Source organism: Ochrobactrum soli, from assembly GCF_003664555.1.
GTDB classification, from domain to species: domain Bacteria; phylum Pseudomonadota; class Alphaproteobacteria; order Rhizobiales; family Rhizobiaceae; genus Brucella; species Brucella teleogrylli.
Map to the genome: position 1 here is coordinate 1 of NZ_RCHH01000017.1, position 18,554 is coordinate 18,554.

The window sequence follows — 18,554 nt, forward strand, 5'->3', positions numbered from 1 at the left end:
AAAAGCACTTGGCGATATCATCAGTCTCTTCTCCATCAATGAATGCCAGAACTTCTTTAAGGCTGCTGGGTATGAGGCCGAATAAATGCGACACGCTTTAGAGCATTTCCAGCAAAAGCTCGTAGCGCCTACGCGGGGAAATCAGTCCAGTGGACTGATTTCTGATCCCGCTTCGATACGTAGGATAATGCGTAAAAACAAATAGATAGAGCGGTTCCTCGATTCCGTTTTAACCGGAACCGCTCTAGAACACCTGCTTCCACCGTCAGCTGTCAGCAATGTGTGATTATGGCTTGCGCCTGCTATAGTCCCAAAGGGATTTATTGCTTGACGAAACGGCAATTGCGCCCTCTTTCATTGCCTTTGCTACATCGGTCTCATCACAGATAAAGCCGGAAGCTACGATAGGCGGGAGACGGCGTTTGTCCTCTGCAGAGAGATAGCCGAGCATGGGCGATGGCATGATCTGCACCAGATTGGGCCCGCTTTGCGAAACCGCCTTCAGGCTGCGCGGCCAGGTGGACCGGTCGGTCACAAAGACTTTCTGCATGGTCAGAAGGCCGCATTGCGCGGCCTTCTGGATTGTTGGAACACGGGTCGACAGCAGAACCGAAATGCCAATCTCGGCAAGGAATTCGATAGCTCCCTTGTCCTGCGACAGGCCTTCGCAACTGTCGATGTTCAGAACGATCAGCTTGTTGCTTTTTTTGAGCGCGTTGAGCACTTCGGCCACATGGCGCAAGGCAATGTTGGCGACAATGCCCACTTCCGCCTTGCTGTCCAGAAATGCCTGAAGATTATCCACGCCGTAGAGCGTCGCCATCACCGGCGTTCGCAAAAGCCGCTCACCGATCGTTCTGTCCAATGTCATTCCATCATTTTCCGTCTCTTGGCATGTCGAGCGAAAGTCCGAGCTTGCCGGGGTTAAGTAGATTGTCCGGGTCGAGCGCCTTCTTCACCGTTTCGAGGAGAGGAAACGCAGAACCCAGAGCGTCCTTCATGTAAGGCGCGCGGAGCAGTCCGACGCCGTGGTGATGGCTCAAGGCTGCACCATACTTGATTAGAACGGCATTGGCAGCATCCCAGGCAGCACGATACCATTCGGCGCGCTTTTCCACTTCCACGTCGCCACGCAGCGAGAAATAGAGGCAGGCGCCGTCGACATAGGCATGCGACTGATGCGCCGAACCGGCCAGCGTCCCCGGCACTGCATTGATTGCAGCGACGACCTCGTCGTAGATCGCAGGCAGATCGCGCCAGCATCCCGTCATTTCCAGCGTATCGGCAACAAAGCCCGGGCTGCGCTTGAAGCCTTCGGCGCTCTTGCCGGTCAGATAGCGCGTGTCGAGCCACTTTTCGAAGATCGTCTCACCATCGAGCTTGTCACCGAGTTCGGCGCAAACCTTCTCGCTGATCGCCATCACGGCGTCGACCATTTCCTGAGCGCCTTCATCGGCGATCAACAGCACGTTGCTTTCCGGCAGGCCGAACTGCACACCGCTTTCCAGCTCGTCGTAAAGACGCAGTGCTGCGGGATTGGCGCCGCCCTGCATGATGCGGCGGCAGGCTTCCAGACCGATGCCGAAGCTCTTGAAGCCATAGGCGATCGCGCGGGCATAATCCGGCAGACGATGCAGTTTAAAGCGCGCCTTCACGATAATGCCAAGCGTGCCTTCCGAACCGATGAATATCTGCTGGAGATCGGGTCCGATGGCTGCACGGGCATAGTTTCCAACCGTCACCAGCGAACCGTCCGCCAGCACGACTTCCATGCCGTACACCATGTCCTCGATCTTGCCATAGCGTGTCGAAAGCTGACCTGCGCCGCGGCAAGCGATCCAGCCGCCCACGGTGCTGATACCGAATGAGGACGGCCAATGGCCCATGGTCATGCCAAACTCGCGCTGGATCATCTCCTCGAAAATATCGCCGAACATGCCAGCTTCAACTTCAACGATCTGGCTGTCCGCATCGAAGCTGACGAAACGGTTGAGATTGCAGACATCAAGCACAATACCGCCGCGCAACGGGAGTGCCGCGCCCGTAACGTTGGAGCGTCCGGCAGAAACCGTAACCGGAACTTTTGCTTCATGCGCAAGGCGCATGACGGACTGAACCTGTTCGACCGTCGAAACGCGAACGAATACGCCGTCGACCGTTGCGGGCTTTCCACCCGTTTCCGCGACCATGGTGCGCGCCCACCAGTCGCGGGTGTTCACGACGACATCTTCGCGCGCTGTCAGAACTTCGTCTGCAACGCCCCGCAGCTTTTCAACGAGAGCAGCGTCTACGGCAACGGCGTTCTGAGCCAGATCGGCCTCGGTGCCGATTTCCTTGATGCTGCCGGCATAATGCGGCTGGGTCGGTGCGCCAACGACATAATTTCCACGATTATAACCGCGTTTGATGGCTTCCTTGCTGATCATATTCAGTTCGCTCCTATGAGAATGGATTTTTCTTTTTCGGTCGCAGCCACATAAGCGGCGACCTGACGGTCGATTTCGGTTTGGGGGAGACCAAGCTCCTCACCCAGCAAAGCGCCCACCTTGGCGGCGGCACGGGCGGAAGCATCGCGCGCCATCAGGCGGGCACGCATACGACGCGACAGCACGTCATCGATGGTCCGGGCAAGTTCATGCCGGGCGGCGTAGATGACTTCGCCGCCGGTATAGGGCAACCCTTCCACAATCGATTGGCCGAGTTCAGGACGAGCGGCCATCAGATCACTGACGAAGCGCGATTCCGTACCGTAACGTTCGCCCAGATGCGCCTCCATGCCACCCGAAGCGACGATTGCCTGCGCGTCATAACCGGCGGCACCGAGCAAAAAGGCTTTCTTGGTGGTGCAACGGCGGCGATCACCCAGAACTTTCGCGGCGGCATCCACCGTCTGTTCGGCCATATGGCGCGACGTCGTCAGCTTACCGCCCACAATCGTGACAAGGCCATCAGGCGCAACATGCACGGAATGGTCGCGTTTGACGTCCATGGTGCTGCCGCCCGATGAAGCGGCGACCAGCGGACGACATCCGGCAATGCTGCCGACAACATCATCTGGCGTCAGATCGATATTGAGCGCGCTGCAAGCGCCCTCGATCAGAAAATCGAGTTCTCGGCGGGTGCAATGCACATCATCGAGATCGCCCTGATAATCCTCATCGGTCGTGCCGAGATAGGAGACATTGCCCCAGCGCGTAATCGTCGCGCGGCGGCTACGCCCCGGCACCGGCACCGTCACCGTGCAGTCGTTGCGAATTTTCAGCCAGGGAATCGCGACGTGAACGCCTTTGGCCGGGCGCACATGCAACGGCTTTTCGCCATCCTTGCCAAGGCCCATCCAGTCGCGCAGCCAAACGCCTGTCGCCATAATGACGGTCTTGGCGCGCACCCGGATTTCCTTGCCCTCGACGGTATGAACGATTGCGCCATCAACCCGGCCCGAACTGCGGGTGATCTCGGCAACTTTCGAGTGGTTGAGGACCGTCGCCCCATAAAAGCTCGCAGAACGGGCAAGCGCCAGCGTCAGGCGCGCATCGTCAACGCGGGCATCGAAATACATCAGGCCACCGCGCAGATATTCGTCCTTGAAGGTCGGGCAATGCGCCAGCACTTCCGCCGCAGTCAGCTTCTGATGCAGGATGCCTTCGCGCCAGCCTCCAGCCAGATCATAGGTCCAGAGCAAGCCTTCAAACGCCTTGGCAAAGCGCGAGTCGAACACACCATCCCGCTCCAGAATCGGAAACAGGAAAGGCAGGCGCTGCACCAGATGACTGGCATTGCGGCGCAGGCGTTGGCGCTCCAGCAGGGAATGACGAACCAGCCCAAGATTGCCCTGTTCGATATAGCGCAAGCCGCCATGCACCATCTTGGAGGATTTCGATGATGTACCGGATGCGAAATCATCCTTCTCGACCAGCGCAACACGAAAGCCGCGCAGACTTGCGTCGAAGGCGCAGTAAGCCCCGGTCACGCCGCCGCCGACGATCAGAATATCGTAGGTTTCGGTGGCAAGACGGTCTTCCTGTTCCGAACGGTTCAGCCGCAGCGGTTCGGTGCGGATCATCCGGGCGCGATCCTTGTCCGCGCGCCGGGAGCGCAGATTCAGCATTTCAACTCCTGTTTAATGATAGTGACCGGATCGAACGCGTGCGACTTCCTCTTCCGTGAGGGAATGCCACCGTGCTCTGCGGTCCTGTCTTTCCGCTTCGCTGGTCTTGGGGATAAAGAGATTGCCTTCGGGCAGCGTGCCGCGAGCTTCAGCAAGGTCGCTCCAGAGCAAGCCATCGCTGGCTGCCAGGAATGCGGTTCCCCGCAGGCTCGCGCGATCCTGATCCGCCATGCGCCGCACCGGCACACCGCTGAGATCGGCCTGCAGCTGAAGCAGCGTATCGCTGGAGGAAAGCCCTCCGCCTGCCACCACTTCCCGAACCGGAACGCCCGCCACTTTAGAGCTCGCCTCCGCACAGGAAACGACCGAATGCGCAATACCTTCCAGAATGGCATGAGCAAGATGCGCCCGGCTATGTGCCATCGAGAGCCCGGTCAGTGATGCCCGGCCATCGGGAACGATGTTCGGCTGGCGCAATCCCGTCAGGGTCGGCATGAAGAACAGGCCATCGGAAGACGGTACAGTTGCAGCCAGTTCGCTGATTTCCTTGGCATTCTCGAACCAGCGCATTTCATTACAGAGCCAGTTGAGCGCCGATCCGGTTGTGGCGGCATAGGTCTCGACCGCAAAATGCGAGAGGTTCTCGCTCCGCCAGGCCGTCATGGTGAAAGTTGCCTCGTAGAGGCCGGGATTCTTTGGCGTCTGCTTTCCGATCACAAGATCGACGAAACTGCCCGTACCGTGTACGCACATGGCCTGCCCTGCATCGTGACAGCCAAGACCGACAAGACCACCGAGCTGATCGCCGCAAGAAGCCTTGATCGGCACGCGGATACCGAGAATATCCTGGCGCGTATAACCGAAATCGTCAGCGTCCTGTTTCAGCTCGGGCAACAGCTCCGGCGGAAAATCCTGCGCCTCCACCCATTCGGTGAAGTAGCGGTTCTCAGCGAGAATATAGGCACCGGCAGAAGTCGCATTCGTCGGCGTGGTGACGGCCTTGCGTTCTTCGGACAGATTCCACAGCAGCCACGTGTCGACCGTGCCGAAAGCAAGCCTTTTCGCCTTCCATGCCTCGCGCACGACGGGCGTCTCCTGCATGTGGCGCGCCGCCCATAAATAGATCGCGCGTCCGCCCACAGGACGTCCGGCAAGCGACACGAGTTTCGCGTCCCAGATGGCTCCGAGTGGTTTCAGTTCTTCGGCATAGCGCGAATCCTGCCAGACCATGGCGGGAACCAGCGCCCGGCCCGTTTGCGTATCCCACAGAACACCGGTGGCGCGTTGCGTGGCGATTGCCATTGCAGCAATCTCCACGCCCGCATCACGTGCGGCTGCAATGGTCTTGCCGCACATTTCGATGGTCTTTTGCAAAAGAACATCGGCGTCCTGCTCCACCACGTTGTGACGTGGTGAAGAGACGGCAAGCGTCGTGTAATTGACGGCGGAGACCGAACCGTCGGCCGCGACGAGCGCGGCCCTGGTTCCGGACGTTCCTTCATCAATGGCCAGAATGGCCTGTCTGCGTCCGTTCACATTATCCTCCGTTGTTACCGGTCGCCTTCGAACTGCGGCGCATTTGGCTCGTCATCTGGGCTGACCTTGGTGCGGGTCGGATCCCACTGAATGATTGAGCAGATGATGCAAGCGATCAGTGGAACCACCGACAGGATCAGGAATGTCGGGCCGAGGCCGTAGCTCTCACGAAAGAGCGGAAAGACCAGCAGGCCAAGGGCCGCTCCCATGGCGCCGAGTGCACCGATGATGCCGTTGGCGCCTGCACGCAGTTCGCTTCGGAACGAGAGCGACGACAGGCTCTTGCCGTTTGCGCCCGGACCACCGGAATGGAACAGGATGAACAGCGAAGGCACGATCACCGCGAGCCATGTCGGCATGGTGTCATGGAACAGGCCCATGATGACCAGCATGACGAAGACTGCACCAAAACCGATGGCGGAAGCCTTGCGCAGGCCAAGCACGCGCCCGATGACAGGTGAAGAAAAGCCGCCGATGATACCGAATACGTTGAACACCAGCGTGCCCAACATGGCATAGATGAAATCCTTGCCGAACAGCGCCGCACTGATGAGGGGTAGATACCAGCCCACAGCAAAATATTGGATGGATTGCCCGATCTGGACAGTGGCCGCTAGAATAGTGCGGGGCAGATAGATGCCACGGAAAATCAGGGCAACATTGGCAATGCCGCGGCGGGCCTGATTGAGAACCGGTAGACGGTCTTCCGGAAGAGCGGCAACGAAATCGCGATGATAGATGCGGGTCATCGCACGGGCGGCCTCTTCCAGCCTTTCCTTGCGGGCAAGCCAGATCGGGCTTTCAACCATGAACACTGCCTGAAGCACCATGATGGCAAAGGCAAAGATACCAGTGGCCGCGACGGAATAGCGCCAGATCGCATCACCCACATCCCAGCTGTAGAACAGCATGGCCAGAAGCACATTGGTACAAACGGCTGTGTACCAGATGCCCTGCCATGTATTGAGACGGCTGCGCAGGCGCGCAGGGGTGAACTCTGCAAGTACGGCCATGGCGATGGCAAAGTCGATACCGTAGGCGGCGCCAACGAAGAAGCGTCCAAGAAGAATGACTTCATAGGAATGCGCCGTCATGACCAGCACTGCGCCGATGAGCGCGATGAGCTTTGCGAAAATCAGCGGGCGCATACGCCCCCAACGGTCGGCAATCCAACCACCAATCGGATTGAACGCGATCGACACCCATGCGGCGAAAGAGGTCATCAATGCGACCTGCGCCGCATCCAGTCCCAGATCGCGTGTCATTGGCCCAAGGCCTGCGCTCAATGCCGAATTGGCGAAGGCGTCAAGAAACAGGCCACCAAGGGCAAGCCACCAGATGACACCGGCGCGGCCTCGAATGCCGTCATTCGCATCTATGTAGGAAATGATATCCGGTACGCCCCTAAGGGCTATTTTGCTTCCGTGCATTACGGCGTCCTCCCAACGTCGCTATGACATCTGCAAGAGGACTTATCCGGATTCCAGACGCAACAAGACCACCCTTGCAGATGGTCTTAAATCTTCAGTCTGCATTTGTGGTTATAGCCACTTTTTAAGAGGAGTCAATGCACCACTTTTATCGCAGAAGCGATGCTGGATAACGCCGCTCTGAAGGAGGTCGCACGGGCGGGCCAGCGCCGGGTATTGGCCGCAATCAAGACTTCAGCGCGCCAAGCAACTCTAGCAGCCCGGCTTTCAATGCCGCGACATCATCCTCTTCGGCGCGCAACGCAATCTCGTTCATCGCGCCGTTGAGCAGTATGGCAAGCATAGTCGGGCCAGCTGAGAAGCGGATGGCGCCGGCATCAATCGCCTCTTCTACGCCGATGCGGAGGAGATCAAAGGAAAGTTCGCGATCAAGCGCTTCCCATCTTTCGCGCCCGAGTACACCTGGCGCATCGATAACAAGTATGCGACGGCTTTCCGGTCGGAGCATAAAGTCAATCCACGCGAGAGAACCCTGCTCCAGCGCCTCGACAGGATTGGTCAAACCCTCGGTTGCGATTCGGATCTCCTCAGCCGCATCAACGGCGAGATCGCGACACACCACCTCGAACAAATCCGACTTGTCCCGATAGTGATGATAGAGTGCGCCTCGTGTCACACCGGCTGCGGCTATGATCGCCTCCGTGCTGGTTTGCGCATAGCCTTCCCGGGCAAACAGTGTTCGCGCCGCAGCAACCAACCGCCCCTTGGTCTGGCTCGTGCGAAGTTCATTCTTGGTCATTTCCGCTTCCTTCGGAATTTCATTGACAGACAGTCTGTTTGTTTTTAAGTCTGCCAAGAAAACAGATAGTCTGTTTGTTTCTAATAGGCAAGGAGGCCAGTATGCGATTTACCGACCGCTACCCCATCATCGTCACCCCAAACAAAGACGCGGCGCGCGACTTTTGGGCTAAATATCTTGAGTTTGAGGTGGCTTTCGATAGTTCATGGTTTTGCCTGCTCGTCGCAGAGGGCGGAACGGCCTCAATCGCCTTCATGACACCGGATCATCCTTCGTCGCCCCCCGGCCCCGAAATTTACGCCGGAAGCGGGCTTTGCTTCGAAATGGAAGTTGCGGACGCAAAGGCCGCCCATGAGGAACTGGCAGGCAGGGGGCTGCCAATTACTTATCCGCTCACTGAAGAGCCTTTCGGCCAGCGCCGCTTTGGCTTCGCAGATCCAACTGGCTTGTGGGTGGATGTGGTCGAGCAAATCGCGCCGCAAAGCGGCTTCTGGGACAAATATATGGTGTGATCCACACAATTCATCATCGCTCTCTAAACCGTGAGATGGTTCCGCGCCCTTTGTGTGTCGAGAACCTCCGCTGGACCGTCCAGCACGATCTCGCCGCGGTCCATGATGTAGACATGGTCGGCGAGTTCCCGACAGAAATCGAGATACTGTTCAACCAGAAGAATGGCCATGCCGGTGGAGTCGCGCAGATAGCGGATAGCGCGACCGATATCCTTGATGATAGAAGGCTGAATGCCTTCCGTCGGCTCGTCGAGCACCAGAATGCGCGGTTTCAGCACCATGGCGCGTCCGATGGCCAGTTGCTGTTGCTGGCCGCCGGACAGATCGCCGCCGCGACGCGACAGCATATCCTTCAGCACCGGGAAAAGGTTGAATATTTCGTCGGGGATAAAGCGTTCGGAACGCTTCAGCAAGGCATAGCCGGTTTCGAGATTTTCCTTCACCGTCAACAGCGGAAAGATCTCGCGCCCTTGTGGAACATAGCCCATGCCGCGGCTGGCGCGCGCATAGGGCGGCAGGCCTTTCATGTCTTCATTGTCGAACACGACATGCCCGCCGCTCAGCGCCTGTTGCCCGGTAATGGCGCGCAGCAGGCTGGACTTGCCGACACCGTTGCGCCCCAGAACACAGGTAATGCGCCCCGCTTCTGACTTCAGCGACACCCCGCGCAGGGCCTGCGCCGCGCCATAGTGAAGGCTCACATTTTCAACGCTCAACATCTGTAGCCTTTCTAGCGCCCAAGGTAATTTTCGATCACCTTCGGATCGGAACTGACGAAATCGATGGACCCTTCCGCAAGCACGCTGCCTTCTGCGAGACAGGTCACCTTGACGCCCAGCTCGCGGATGAAGCCCATATCGTGCTCCACCACCACGACCGAACGTGTTTTGGCGATCTCCTTCAGGAGAATGGCCGTCTCGGCGGTTTCGGCATCCGTCATGCCCGCCACTGGCTCGTCGACCAGCAGAAGCTTGGGCTCCTGCGCCAGTAGCATGCCGATTTCGAGCCATTGTTTCTGCCCATGCGAAAGATTGGCGGCGAGTTCATCACGCCGCGCCCACAGCCGCACCGTTTTCAATATGTCTTCGATGCGCTCGCGATCCGCCTTGTCCTGCCGGTAGAGCAATGTCGCCCACACACCGCGCTTGCGGTCCAGCGCAAGCTCGATATTGTCCCAGACACTGTGGCTCTCGAACACGGTCGGCTTCTGGAATTTGCGCCCGATGCCGATCTGGGCGATATCGGCCTCATCCTTCCTGGTCAGATCGATATTGCCCTCGAAGAAAACCTCGCCCTCATCCGGTTTGGTCTTGCCGGTAATGATATCCATCATCGTCGTCTTGCCCGCGCCGTTGGGGCCGATAATGGCGCGCAATTCGCCCGGTTCGATGACGAAGGACAGCGAGTTCAGCGCCTTGAATCCATCGAAGGAGACGGACACACCGTTGAGATAGAGCAGGCTGTTGGTGCTTTCGGTCATGGTGTCTCTCACTCCGCAGCCGATGCTTGCAGTTTGGCCTCATCGCCGGATGGGGTGGTTGCCGGTTTGCGCGACGCCATGAAGGCGCGGAACGTGCCGACAATCCCTTTCGGCAGGAACAGGGTAACGGCAACGAAGAGCGCGCCGAGCACGAACAGCCACATTTCCGGGAAAGCCGTTGTAAAGACGCTCTTGCCGAAATTGACCAGCACGGCCCCGATCACCGGCCCGACCAGCGTTGCCCGACCGCCCACGGCAGTCCAGATCACGACCTCGATGGAATTGGCCGGCGTGAATTCGCCGGGATTGATGATGCCGACCTGCGGCACATAGAGCGCGCCCGCCACTGCCGCCATCATCGCCGAAACCGTGAAGATGAAGAGCTTGTAGTTTTCCGGGCGATAACCCAGAAAACGCGTGCGGCTTTCCGCGTCGCGCACGCTGACCAGCACCTTGCCGAATTTCGATTTGACGACTGCCGAACTGAAGATCAGCGCGACGGCCAGCACGAGTGCGGAAGCAGCGAAGAGTGCGGCGCGCGTACCGTCTGCCTGAATGTTGAAACCCAGAATATCCTTGAAATCGGTCAGGCCGTTATTGCCGCCAAAACCCATCTCGTTGCGGAAAAAGGCCAGCATCAGGGCATAGGTCATGGCCTGCGTGATGATCGACAGATAGACGCCGGTGACGCGGGAGCGGAAGGCGAACCAGCCGAAGACGAAAGCCAGGAGCCCCGGCACCAGCAGCACCATCAGCAAAGCAAACAAGAAATGGTCGAAGCCGAACCAGTACCACGGCAGTTCCTTCCAGTTGAGGAACACCATGAAATCCGGCAGGTCGGGATTGCCATAAACGCCGCGCGCGCCGATCTGCCGCACCAGATACATGCCCATGGCATAGCCGCCGAGTGCGAAGAAGGCGGCATGGCCGAGCGAGAGAATGCCGCAAAAACCCCAGACCAGATCAAGCGCCAGCGCCAGCATGGCATAGGTCAGATATTTGCCGATGAGCGACACCATATAGGTCGGCACATGCAGCGGATGATCCGGCGCCGTCAGCAGATTGAGAGCCGGAACGACCAGCGCAGCCGCGATCAGGATTGCAGCGGCGATAAAGACACCGCGGTCGAGTTTTTTGAACAGAAATGCCGTGATCATGCTTCCACCGCCCTGCCCTTGAGAGCGAACAAACCGCGCGGGCGCTTCTGGATAAAGAGAATGATGAGGACCAGCACCAGAATCTTGCCGAGCACCGCGCCGGCATAAGGTTCGAGGAACTTGTTCAATATACCGAGCGAGAAGGCGCCGACGAGTGTACCCCACAAATTGCCGACACCGCCGAACACCACCACCATGAAGCTGTCGATGATATAACCCTGCCCGAGATTGGGCGACACATTATCGATCTGCGACAGGGCCACGCCCGCCATGCCGGCAATACCGGAACCGAGCGCAAAGGTGAAAGCATCGACATAAGGCGTGCGAATGCCCATTGACGACGCCATGCGGCGGTTCTGCGTGACGGCGCGCATTTGCAGGCCGAAGTTCGACCGCTTCAAGACGGCCAGCAGCGTGAAAAACACGGCCAGCGAAAACACGATAATCCACAGGCGGTTCCAGGTCACGGTCATGCCGCCGAGTTCGAAAGCACCCGACATCCAGGAGGGATTGCCGACTTCACGGTTGGTCGGCCCGAACACCGAGCGCACAGCCTGTTGCAGGATGAGCGAAATGCCCCATGTCGCCAGCAATGTTTCCAGCGGACGACCATAGAGAAAGCGGATTACGCCGCGCTCGATCACCAGACCGACCAGCGCGGTAAATAGGAACGCCAATGGCAGGGCGATGGCCAGCGACCAGTCGAACAGGCCGGGATAGCTGGTGCGGATGACCTCCTGCACCATGAAAGTGACATAGGCGCCCAGCATGACCATTTCGCCATGCGCCATGTTGATGATGCCCATGACGCCGAAGGTAATGGCAAGGCCGATGGCCGCAAGCAGCAGGACGGAGCCGAGCGACAGCCCGTACCAGACATTCTGCCCGGCGTCCCAGAAAGCCTGCCTTTGTTCGATATGACCGATGGCTGTATCGAGCGCGGCGGCAAGCTCTGGCTGCGCATTGGCGCGGGCGGCATTCAAAACCGACAAAGTGGAACGATCGCCATTGTTCTGAAGAAACTGCGTCGCCTTGAGCTTGTCGGAAACCGGACGGTCGGATGCCAGCAGCGCCGCAGCCTGTGCTTTTTCCAGAAGGGGGCGGATCGCGCTGTCCTGTTCCTTGGCCAGTGCCGCCTCGATCGGCTCAAGCGCATCCGCATCGGCGCTTGCGGCAACGATCTCCGCAGCCTTCAGCCGTTCGGCCCGGTTGGGACTCATCAGCGTGAGACCGCCCAAGGCCGTGCGAACCGCGCGGCGGACGGAATTGTTGACCTTGACCTTGTCCATCGCGGCTTTGGGCGCTTCACCCGTCGCCTCTCCGCTGACAGGATCGGTAAGCTGGAAATTAGCGCCGGATGCTTTCGTGATGAAGACGCGACCATCCGACTTGCGTGCATAAAGATCGCCATCGCCAAGCGCGTTCAGCACAGGCACGACGCGCGTGTCGCCGGTGCCCGCAAGCTCGGAAATTCGTTCCTGCATCTGGGCAAAATTCGCCTTGCCCAACGCATCGACAAGCCCCTGAAATTCATCCGCCCGGGCTGTCGTCGCAAGTGCGGCAAACAGGACGGACATGACGAGCAGGACGGCCCGTATCCGGCGCTCCATGGCTGATTTCCTCAATAATAGCTGCATTCTCTATTGTGATTGCAAGGGGCGGGCCCGTTCTGCCCGCCCTCTGCATCCCCCGTTATCAGGACCCGCCCTGACCGCCGCACTTGCCCGTTTCGACGTTAAAGTTGCCGCAGGACATCGGCTTGCGCCAATCGGAGATCAGGTTCTTGGAATCCGGCAGATAATCGGACCATTCGTCACCGACGATCAGGCCCGGCGTCTGGCTGACGATTTCAAACTGACCGTTGGACTGGATTTCGCCGATCAGCACCGGCTTGGTGATGTGATGGTTCGGCATCATTGTCGAATAGCCACCCGAAAGATTAGGTACGGAAACGCCGACCAGCGCGTCGATCACCGCATCCTGATCCGTGGTTCCGGCCTTTTCGACGGCCTTCAGCCACATGTTGAAACCGATGAACGATGCTTCCATCGGATCGTTGGTGACGCGCTTGTCGTCCTTGGTATAAGCGCGCCAGGTTTCAATGAACTTGGCGTTGGTCGGATTATCGACGGATTGGAAATAGTTCCAGGCTGCGAGATGGCCGACCAGTGGCGCGGTGTCGATACCGGCCAGTTCTTCCTCACCGACCGAGAAGGCCACGACCGGGATATCTTCCGCCTTCACGCCCTGATTGGCGAGTTCCTTATAGAACGGCACATTGGCATCGCCATTGACGGTCGAAACCACGGCGGTCTTCTTGCCTGCACCGCCAAAACCCTTGATCGCCGCCACTTCCGTCTGCCAGTCGGAGAAACCGAACGGCGTGTAGTTGACGCGGATATCTTCCGGCTTCACGCCCTTGGACAGCAGATAGGCTTCCAGAATCTTGTTGGTCGTGCGGGGATAGACATAGTCGGTGCCTTCCAGAACCCAGCGTTCGACGCCTTCGTTTTCCATCAGGTAATCGACAGCGGGTATGGCCTGCTGGTTGGGCGCCGCACCGGTATAGAACACATTGCGCTCGGATTCCTCGCCTTCATATTGCACCGGATAGAACAGGATATTGTTCAGTTCCTTGAAGACCGGCAGGACCGATTTGCGCGACACCGAGGTCCAGCAGCCGAACACGGCCGCAACCTTGTCCTGCGAAATGAGCTGGCGGGCCTTTTCCGCAAAAAGCGGCCAGTCCGAAGCCGGATCGACAACGACAGCCTCAAGCTTCTTGCCCAGAAGGCCGCCCTTCTTGTTCTGCTCTTCTATGAGCATCAGCATGGCGTCCTTGAGCGTCGTTTCCGAGATCGCCATCGTGCCCGACAGCGAATGGAGAATACCGACCTTGATCGTGTCTTCTTCGGCGAGTGCGCCAGAAAGGCTAGGGATGGTGAGCGCGCTTGCAAAAAGTGCGGCAAGCATCTGCGACCGGAATGTCATTGCGTGTCCCTCTCTGTTGATTGGTCCCGATTTTTCGGGTTATGGGCAACTATTGGGGAGAGGACGCCGTTTCCTTATACGTTAAATGACGTAGTTACCGGGGTGAAACATGCATTAGCACGATGCATGAGAGAATTTACCTGCTATCTCTCTTTGAAACGGCACAGCATGAGCCGGAGGGGAAATGGAGCAGCATGGCAGCGCGGCAACGCATCATCCCGGTCCGACGGGAATATAACCGCTGGGTCGCGGATGAAACGCTGGAAGATTACGCGCTGCGCTTCACCGCGAAAAGCGCGCGCCGCTTTTCGTCCAATCGCATTGCCCACACCGCCATCGGCGCGATCTCCTTCCTCGCGCTCGAAGCCATCGGTGGCGCGATCACGCTATCCTACGGCACCAGCAACGCCGTAGCCGCCATTATCGTCGCAAGCCTCGTCATGCTGGCGGTCGGCCTGCCGATAAGCCGCTATGCCATACGCCACGGCGTCGACATAGACCTTCTGACACGCGGCGCGAGTTTTGGCTATATCGGATCGACCGTCACCTCGCTCATCTACGCGACCTTCACCTTCCTGCTCTTCGCCATCGAAGCTTCCATCATGTCGGGCGCTCTGGAACTGGCCTTCGGCATCCCGATGTGGATCGGCTATGTCATCAGCGCCGTCGTGGTCATACCGCTCGTCACCTATGGCGTGCGTATGATCAGCCGCTTTCAGATTGCAACCCAGCCCTTCTGGATCGCGCTCAATATTCTGCCCTTCATCTTCATCGCACTGGCAGACTGGGGAAAGTTCGACCTCTGGCTGACCTTCTCCGGCGTTCAGGCTGGATTTACCGGCGGCGATAGCGCGCCCTTCGTACTGGCGCAGTTCGGGGCCGCCTCGGCAGTCATTCTGGCACTGATGGCGCAGATCGGCGAGCAGGTCGATTTCCTGCGCTTTCTGCCCCCGGAAGGCCAGCGCAAATGGCGGCACAAGATCGCGGTCTTTCTCGCCGGTCCCGGCTGGGTCGTGCTCGGCGCGCCCAAACTGCTGGCCGGATCGTTTCTGGTCGTACTGACGCTGAGCGCCGGTGTTCCCGCCAATGTCGCCGCCGATCCGGCGCATATGTATCTGACCGCGTTCGGATATATGATCCCGTCCCATACGGCGGCCTTGCTGTTGACCGTTGCCTTCGTGGTGGTCTCGCAACTGAAGATCAACGTCATGAACGCCTATGCCGGATCGCTTGCGTGGTCTAACTTCTTTTCCCGCCTGACGCACAGTCATCCCGGGCGCGTCGTCTGGCTAGTGTTCAATGTGTGTATCGGCCTTCTTCTGATGCAGCTTGGCATTTACAAGGTGCTGGAACAGACGCTCGGCGTCTTCTCCATCGTTGCCATGGCCTGGCTTTCCACGATTTCCGCCGATCTCTTCATCAACAAACGTCTTGGCCTGTCGCCGCCCGGTATCGAATTCAAACGCGCTCATCTCTATGACATCAACCCGGTTGGCACCGGCACCATGGCCATTGCATCATTCGCGTCATTGGCCGCCCATTTCGGGGCGTTTGGCACCATGGCCGCAGCACTTGCGCCTTTCATCGCGCTTCTGGTGGCCTTCATCGTTTCACCGCTGATCGCGTGGAAAACAGGCGGCAAATATTACCTCGCCCGCAAGCCCCGCCAAAGCTGGCAAAGCAAGCTCGCTATCACCTGTTCGGTCTGCGAGCATGATTTCGAGCCGGAGGACATGGCCTGGTGTCCGGCCTATGCGGCCCCGATCTGCTCGCTGTGCTGTTCGCTCGACAGCCGCTGCCACGATCTTTGCAAACCGAAAGCGCATCTGCGCGCCCAAAGCGCCAAAGTAGCCAATGCGCTGCTGCCCGCCGCCGTCATCGAAAAGCTTTCGACGCGGCTCGGGCGCTATGCCGTGACGGTTGCGGTTTCCATGGCATTTCTCGCTACCATCCTTGCGCTCGTCGCCTATCATGCGGGCGCGGCATCGCCGGAAACTGCGCAGGTCGTCAATCGCACGATCCTGATTGTGTTTTTCGTTCTGGCACTGATCGCCGTCATCGTCTGCTGGTTCTATGTGCTGGCGCATGACAGCCGCATCGTTGCGGAAGAGGAATCCTCGCGACAAACCGCACTTCTTTTAAAGGAAATCTCCGCGCACAAAAGAACCGACGCGGCGCTGCAACAGGCCAAGGACAATGCGGAAGCCGCCAACCGGGCCAAAAGCCGCTATGTCGTTGGCCTCAGCCACGAATTGCGAACGCCGCTGAATGCGGTGCTGGGTTACGCCCAGATATTGGAGCGCGACGAAACGATTCCCCCAGCCCGGCAGCCTTCGATCAAGCTGATCCGCCGCAGCGCCGATCACCTTTCGGGCCTGATCGACGGGCTTCTCGATATATCCAAAATCGAAACCGGCCATTTGCAGGTCTATTCCAACGAAATCAATCTGCATGATTTTCTCGACCAGATCATCGACATGTTGAAGCCGCAGGCGGAAGCCAAGGGCATAAGTTTCCGCTACCGCAAGGTCGAAGCGCTGCCGCAATATGTGCGCACTGACGAAAAGCGCCTGCGTCAGATTCTAGTCAATCTGCTCACCAATGCGATCAAGTTCACCGAGAAAGGGGAAGTCGCGTTGGAGATTGCCTATCGCAATCAGGTCGCCACCTTCAGGATCATGGATACCGGACGCGGCATTGCGGACAAGGACCTTGAGCGCGTTTTCGAACCCTTCCAGCGCGGCGAGGCCGAACATACCCGCCATCTGCCGGGCCTCGGTCTCGGCCTGACCATCACCAAACTCCTGACCAATACGCTTGGCGGTGAGCTTTCCGTCACCAGCGCCTATGGCAAGGGGTCCACATTTCAGGTTCGATTGATGCTGGGCGCCATCGACCGCCCGATCAATCTGGCCGCACCGACGCGAAAAATCCAAAACTATACCGGCCCGCGCCGCACTCTCATTGTGGTCGATGACAATGACGATCATTGCGCGCTGATGCGTGAAATCCTGACGCCGCTTGATTTCATCGTACTGACTGCCAAAAGCGGGACGGAATGCCTGACACTGATCGAAGGTATTCGTCCCCACCTCTATTTTATCGACATCCGAATGCCGCAGATGAATGGCTGGGAACTGGTGACCCGCTTGCGCGAAAAGGGAGAGATCGCGCCGATCATCATGCTCTCGGCCAATATCGGCGACGGCACCCGGCCCGACAGCCTGCCGGACAATGCGCATAACGACACGCTGACGAAACCATTCGATATCCGGCAGATTCACGCCAAACTGGCGGTGCATCTGGGTATCGACTGGGTTTACGAAGAGAACCAGGAAAAAAAACCGCAGTCGCGCGCTACAAGCATCAACAGCCCCGCGATTGCCGATTTGCAGGAACTGATCCGTTTGGGGGAGATCGGCTATGTTCGCGGCATCGAAGCCAAGCTCGCCCTTCTGGCGCAGGATGAACACCTTCAACCCTTCGTCGACAACGCGCGCGAATATATACGCGCCTTCAACATGTCGGGCTACGATATGTTCTTGCGCAATCTGGAACAGAAAATGGATAACCGGCCATGAGCGTTCTTCCCCGCGACACGGTTCTTATCGTTGACGATTCTCCGCAGACGCTCGGCTTCCTGACCGAAGCGCTGGAACAGGCTGGCTACTCCGTGCTGATCGCAACATCCGGCAGCGCTGCGCTTGGCATTGCTGAACGTATCACACCGGACATGATCCTGATGGATGCAATTATGCCCGGAATGGACGGGTTCGAGACCTGCCGCCGGCTCAAGGCAAATCCAGCCATCTCGCAGGTGCCCATCGTATTCATGACCGGCCTGACAGAAACTGAACATATCGTCCATGCGCTGGAAGCGGGCGGTGTCGACTATTTGACCAAGCCCATCAATATTGATGAGCTGCGGGCGCGCATAAGGGTGCATCTCACCAATGCCCGCTCCGTGCAGAGTGCCCGCGTCGCGCTCGACGCCAGTGGCAGACATCTGTTTGCGGTGGACCGTGACGGCGCCATTCTCTGGTCCACGCCGCAGGCGATGCGCCTGATGGATAGTGCCAGTGAGAATGGGAACGGCCAGCTGCTTTTGCAGCAAAAATGCGCCGAGTTGCTACGGGCACGGGACCGACAAGGAATCTCCAATGATAGCCCGGAATTCGTCACGACCAACGGGCAGATATCCCTGCAACTGGCGCATCTCGGTTCGACCGGTCCCAATGAGTTTTTGTTCCGGCTGACTGCGATCAGCGAAAACGGCGAACAGGACATGCTACGCCGTCACTTTGGCCTGACGGCGCGAGAAAGCGATGTTTTACTTTGGGTAGCCCATGGAAAAACAAATCGTGACATCGGCACTATTCTCGACCTGAGCGCTCGCACTGTGAACAAACATCTGGAGCAAATCTATATTAAACTTGGGGTCGAGAACCGTGCGGCAGCAGCTGTGAAGGCTACCATCGTTCTTCATAGATAAAAGCTTGGCACTCCAGGAAGCGCCATTTTTACTTCTGCGTGAACAGAGA

The 18,554-nt window shown here is 58.4% G+C and carries 14 protein-coding genes; 3 read left to right on the forward strand and 11 right to left on the reverse strand.

Features of this window, described 5'->3' with window-relative positions:
• Positions 1-286 precede the first annotated feature (286 nt).
• From D8666_RS20200 to D8666_RS20225, 6 genes are all read right to left on the reverse strand, one after another.
• Entirely contained in the window at positions 287-871 is a 585-nt protein-coding gene (locus tag D8666_RS20200; RefSeq protein ID WP_121539199.1) for a glycerol-3-phosphate responsive antiterminator, read from the reverse strand.
• A 4-nt stretch (positions 872-875) separates the two neighbouring features.
• Positions 876-2,426, reverse strand: coding sequence for an FAD-binding oxidoreductase (locus tag D8666_RS20205; RefSeq protein WP_121539200.1), 1,551 nt, complete (start codon positions 2,424-2,426; stop codon positions 876-878).
• A 2-nt stretch (positions 2,427-2,428) separates the two neighbouring features.
• Positions 2,429-4,108, reverse strand: a complete 1,680-nt coding sequence (locus D8666_RS20210) for a glycerol-3-phosphate dehydrogenase/oxidase (RefSeq protein ID WP_109366274.1) — start codon at positions 4,106-4,108, stop codon at positions 2,429-2,431.
• Between the two features lie 12 nt (positions 4,109-4,120).
• Positions 4,121-5,644: an FGGY-family carbohydrate kinase gene (locus tag D8666_RS20215; protein ID WP_109366275.1), complete on the reverse strand. Its 1,524-nt coding sequence runs from the start codon at positions 5,642-5,644 to the stop codon at positions 4,121-4,123.
• Positions 5,645-5,658: 14 nt separating this feature from the next.
• The gene (locus D8666_RS20220) at positions 5,659-7,074 is read right to left on the reverse strand and encodes an MFS transporter (protein WP_109366276.1); all 1,416 of its coding nucleotides are present in this window, start codon (positions 7,072-7,074) and stop codon (positions 5,659-5,661) included.
• Between the two features lie 226 nt (positions 7,075-7,300).
• Positions 7,301-7,873 carry a TetR/AcrR family transcriptional regulator gene (locus D8666_RS20225; protein ID WP_109366277.1) on the reverse strand — a complete coding sequence of 191 codons (573 nt, stop codon included), beginning with the start codon at positions 7,871-7,873 and terminating at the stop codon, positions 7,301-7,303.
• 101 nt (positions 7,874-7,974) lie between these two features.
• Between D8666_RS20225 and D8666_RS20230 the strand changes: the two genes are divergently transcribed.
• Complete coding sequence (locus tag D8666_RS20230) at positions 7,975-8,385, forward strand: VOC family protein (RefSeq protein ID WP_121539201.1); 411 nt, start codon at positions 7,975-7,977, stop codon at positions 8,383-8,385.
• 23 nt (positions 8,386-8,408) lie between these two features.
• Here D8666_RS20230 and urtE read toward each other — a convergent pair whose 3' ends face one another.
• From urtE to urtA, 5 genes are all read right to left on the reverse strand, one after another.
• Positions 8,409-9,104: an urea ABC transporter ATP-binding subunit UrtE gene (urtE, locus tag D8666_RS20235; RefSeq protein ID WP_121539202.1), complete on the reverse strand. Its 696-nt coding sequence runs from the start codon at positions 9,102-9,104 to the stop codon at positions 8,409-8,411.
• Positions 9,105-9,115: 11 nt separating this feature from the next.
• Positions 9,116-9,865 carry an urea ABC transporter ATP-binding protein UrtD gene (gene urtD, locus D8666_RS20240; RefSeq protein ID WP_109366280.1) on the reverse strand — a complete coding sequence of 250 codons (750 nt, stop codon included), beginning with the start codon at positions 9,863-9,865 and terminating at the stop codon, positions 9,116-9,118.
• Between the two features lie 8 nt (positions 9,866-9,873).
• Positions 9,874-11,022, reverse strand: a complete 1,149-nt coding sequence (urtC, locus tag D8666_RS20245) for an urea ABC transporter permease subunit UrtC (protein ID WP_109366281.1) — start codon at positions 11,020-11,022, stop codon at positions 9,874-9,876.
• Positions 11,019-12,632, reverse strand: coding sequence for an urea ABC transporter permease subunit UrtB (gene urtB / locus D8666_RS20250; RefSeq protein WP_121539203.1), 1,614 nt, complete (start codon positions 12,630-12,632; stop codon positions 11,019-11,021). Before urtB ends, urtC begins: the two co-directional genes overlap by 4 nt.
• Positions 12,633-12,717: 85 nt before the next feature.
• Positions 12,718-13,995, reverse strand: a complete 1,278-nt coding sequence (urtA, locus tag D8666_RS20255; RefSeq protein ID WP_371830842.1) for an urea ABC transporter substrate-binding protein — start codon at positions 13,993-13,995, stop codon at positions 12,718-12,720.
• Positions 13,996-14,207: 212 nt separating this feature from the next.
• On the opposite strand from urtA, the gene D8666_RS20260 reads away from it, so the two are divergent.
• Positions 14,208-17,594 carry a hybrid sensor histidine kinase/response regulator gene (locus tag D8666_RS20260; protein ID WP_121539204.1) on the forward strand — a complete coding sequence of 1,129 codons (3,387 nt, stop codon included), beginning with the start codon at positions 14,208-14,210 and terminating at the stop codon, positions 17,592-17,594.
• Positions 17,591-18,505, forward strand: a complete 915-nt coding sequence (locus D8666_RS20265; protein WP_109366285.1) for a response regulator transcription factor — start codon at positions 17,591-17,593, stop codon at positions 18,503-18,505. Before D8666_RS20260 ends, D8666_RS20265 begins: the two co-directional genes overlap by 4 nt.
• The last annotated feature ends 49 nt before the right edge of the window (positions 18,506-18,554 follow it).